Origin of the sequence: Streptomyces sp. SM1, assembly GCF_002910825.1 — a bacterium.
GTDB classification, from domain to species: domain Bacteria; phylum Actinomycetota; class Actinomycetes; order Streptomycetales; family Streptomycetaceae; genus Streptomyces; species Streptomyces okerensis.
Genome location: NZ_NEUB01000825.1, coordinates 1 through 3,226 on the forward strand (window position 1 = coordinate 1; position 3,226 = coordinate 3,226).

Here is a 3,226-nt window from a genome sequence, read left to right on the forward strand (position 1 = left end):
CGCCGCGGCCGCGGTCGCGGTCGGGGCCCTGTGGGCGGCCGTCCACTCCGCCCTGCCGCACCTGTGGCCCGCGGCCACCAGGGTGAGCAGCCTCCGGGAGGGCGCGAGGGGGGACGGCATCTGGGTCGGGCAGGGCGCGCTGACCGTCGACGGCGACCAGGTGGCCGCTCCCTGCTACACCACCATCGTTCCCGGGTGCGAGGCGAGCCTGTCCGACGTGCACGCCATCAGCTTCTACCGCGACTTCCACCCCGCCGCCCACTACTGGCCGCTCCAGCTGGTCGCCTCCGCCATCGTGCTGGCCGTCGCCGCACTCCTGGCCTACTCGGCCTTCCGCATCCTCCGCCACCGAACCCCCTGACCCAACCGCCCCCCACTGCGGGCAGTCGTGCCTCCCCCAGAGGGGGTACCCCCAGGGCGGCACGGGTGGGCGATGGGGGTACCCCCGCTCGAGCGAAGCCGAGAGTGGGGGAGGCACCCCGCACACGCCGGGCCGCGCACCACCCCCCGCCCAGCACCACCACCGGCCCATCCGCATACCCCGCAAGCCCTGGGCCGCCGTACCCCGAGCGGCAGCCACCCCACCCACACCGGATCCGCACAGCGCAGCGCAGCGCAGCGCACCCGCGGGCCTCCCCCCGGCACCCCGCACGTCATGTCTCCGTAACCGTTGATTCAGACAGACTTGCGACGCTCGCCCCATGCATCCCGCCGTGCCAGAGCCCGCACCGCCCCGACGGGTGAACGGGGGGAACGGTGCCGCCCCAGGGCCACCACCACTCCCACCCGCGCATTCCGACGCGCCCGTGATGCCCCCGGCGCGGAAGAATGGGGTCATGAGCCAGCCCAACGCCCAGGCACAGGTACAGCACCCGCAGCCCTCCGTGGGCTCCATCGCCGCCCACCGCCCGCACACCGTGGCCGGAGTGGTCTCCGACCTGGAACCCGACATCGACGCGGACCTCGACGGGTACGAGGAGGCGCCGAACGACGGCGCCCCGCTGCCCCAGGGCCGCTTCCTCGACCGGGAACGCAGTTGGCTCGCCTTCAACGAGCGCGTGCTGGAACTCGCCGAGGACCCCGCCACCCCGCTGCTGGAGCGCGCGAACTTCCTCGCGATCTTCGCCAGCAACCTGGACGAGTTCTTCATGGTCCGGGTGGCCGGCCTGAAGCGCCGCATCGCCACCGGTGTCGCCACCCGTTCAGCCTCCGGCCTCCAGCCGCGCGAGGTGCTGGAGATGATCTGGGCCCGCTCCCGCGAGCTGATGGCCCGGCACGCCGCCTGCTACCACGAGGACGTCGCCCCCGCACTCGCGGAGGAGGGTATCCACCTGGTCCGCTGGAACGAACTGACGGAGAAGGAGCAGGCCCGGCTCTTCACCCTCTTCCGGCACCAGATCTTCCCGGTCCTGACCCCCCTCGCGGTCGACCCCGCGCACCCCTTCCCGTACATCTCCGGCCTCTCGCTGAACCTGGCCGTCGTCGTACGCAACCCCGTCACCGGCCACCGGCACTTCGCCCGGGTGAAGGTGCCGCCGCTGCTGTCCCGCTTCCTGGAGAGCTCCCCCGGCCGCTACGTCCCCATCGAGGACGTCATCGCGGCCCACCTGGAGGAGCTGTTCCCGGGCATGGAGGTACTCCAGCACCACGCCTTCCGGCTCACCCGCAACGAGGACCTGGAGGTCGAGGAGGACGACGCGGAGAACCTGCTCCAGGCGCTGGAGAAGGAGCTCATGCGGCGCCGCTTCGGACCGCCGGTGCGCCTGGAGGTCGAGGAGTCCATCGACCGCGAGGTGCTGGACCTGCTGGTGCGCGAGCTGAAGGTCGGCGAGGCGGAGGTGTACCCGCTGCCCGGCCCGCTCGACCTCACCGGCCTGTTCCGCGTCCACAGCCTGGACCGGCCCGAGCTGAAGTACCCGAAGTTCGTCGCGGGCACGCACCGCGACCTGGCGGAGGTCGAGTCCGCGTCGCCCCCCGACATCTTCGCGGCCCTGCGCAGCCGGGACGTGCTGCTGCACCACCCGTACGACTCCTTCTCCACCTCCGTGCAGGCGTTCCTGGAGCAGGCGGCCGCCGATCCGGACGTCCTCGCCATCAAGCAGACCCTGTACCGGACGTCCGGCGACTCCCCCATAGTCGACGCCCTCATCGACGCCGCCGAGTCCGGCAAGCAGGTACTCGTCCTGGTCGAGATCAAGGCCCGCTTCGACGAGCACGCCAACATCAAGTGGGCGCGCAAGCTGGAGGAGGCGGGCTGCCACGTCGTCTACGGCCTGGTCGGTCTGAAGACCCACTGCAAGCTGTCCCTGGTGGTCCGCCAGGAGGGCGAGACGCTCCGGCGCTACAGCCACGTCGGCACCGGCAACTACCACCCGAAGACGGCCCGCCTCTACGAGGACCTCGGCGTGCTCACCGCCGACCCGCAGGTCGGCGCGGACCTCTCCGACCTGTTCAACCGCCTCTCCGGCTACTCGCGCCGCGAGACCTACCGGCGGCTCCTCGTCGCCCCCAAGTCCCTGCGCGACGGCCTGGTCTCGCGGATCGACAAGGAGGCCCAGCACCACCGGGCAGGCCGGCCCGCGTACGTACGCATCAAGGTCAACTCGATGGTCGACGAGGCCGTCATCGACGCCTGCTACCGGGCGTCGCAGGCGGGCGTCCCGGTGGACATCTGGGTGCGCGGCATCTGCGCGATCCGGCCGGGTGTGGAGGGGCTGTCGGAGAACGTCCGGGTGCGGTCCGTCCTCGGCCGCTTCCTGGAGCACTCCCGCGTCTTCGCCTTCGGCAACGGCGGTGAGCCCGAGGTGTGGTTCGGCAGCGCGGACATGATGCACCGCAACCTCGACCGCCGAATAGAGGCGCTGGTACGGATCACCGACCCGGCCCACCGCGCCGCGCTCAACCGGCTGCTGGAGACCGGCATGTCCGACACCACGCAGTCCTGGCACCTCGGCCCGGACGGCGAGTGGACGCGGCACTCGACGGACCCGGACGGCCAGCCCCTGCGCAACGTCCAGGAGATGCTCATAGACGCCCGGAGGCGCCGGCGTGGCACAGCGACACCTTGATCCGAGGGATCCCGCGGCCGGTCCCGCCGGTCCCGTAGCGGCGGACGCCCTGGCCGGTTACCTGCGGGCCCGGGCGACCGAGTTCCTCCGCGCGCTGCGCCTCCACCGGGAGACCGGTGCCGGCGCGGCCGCGTCGGAGGATTCCGTCGAGGCGGCCC

Annotated in this window: 1 protein-coding gene and 1 pseudogene; both read left to right on the top strand. The window is 72.2% G+C overall.

The features are described from left to right. A pseudogene (locus B9S61_RS41060) lies at window positions 1-361 on the top strand (ABC transporter permease); the annotation flags it as partial. Between the two features lie 340 nt (window positions 362-701). Continuing rightward, complete coding sequence (locus B9S61_RS25950) at window positions 702-3,068, top strand: RNA degradosome polyphosphate kinase (protein ID WP_103544404.1); 2,367 nt, start codon at window positions 702-704, stop codon at window positions 3,066-3,068. Window positions 3,069-3,226 lie beyond the last annotated feature (158 nt).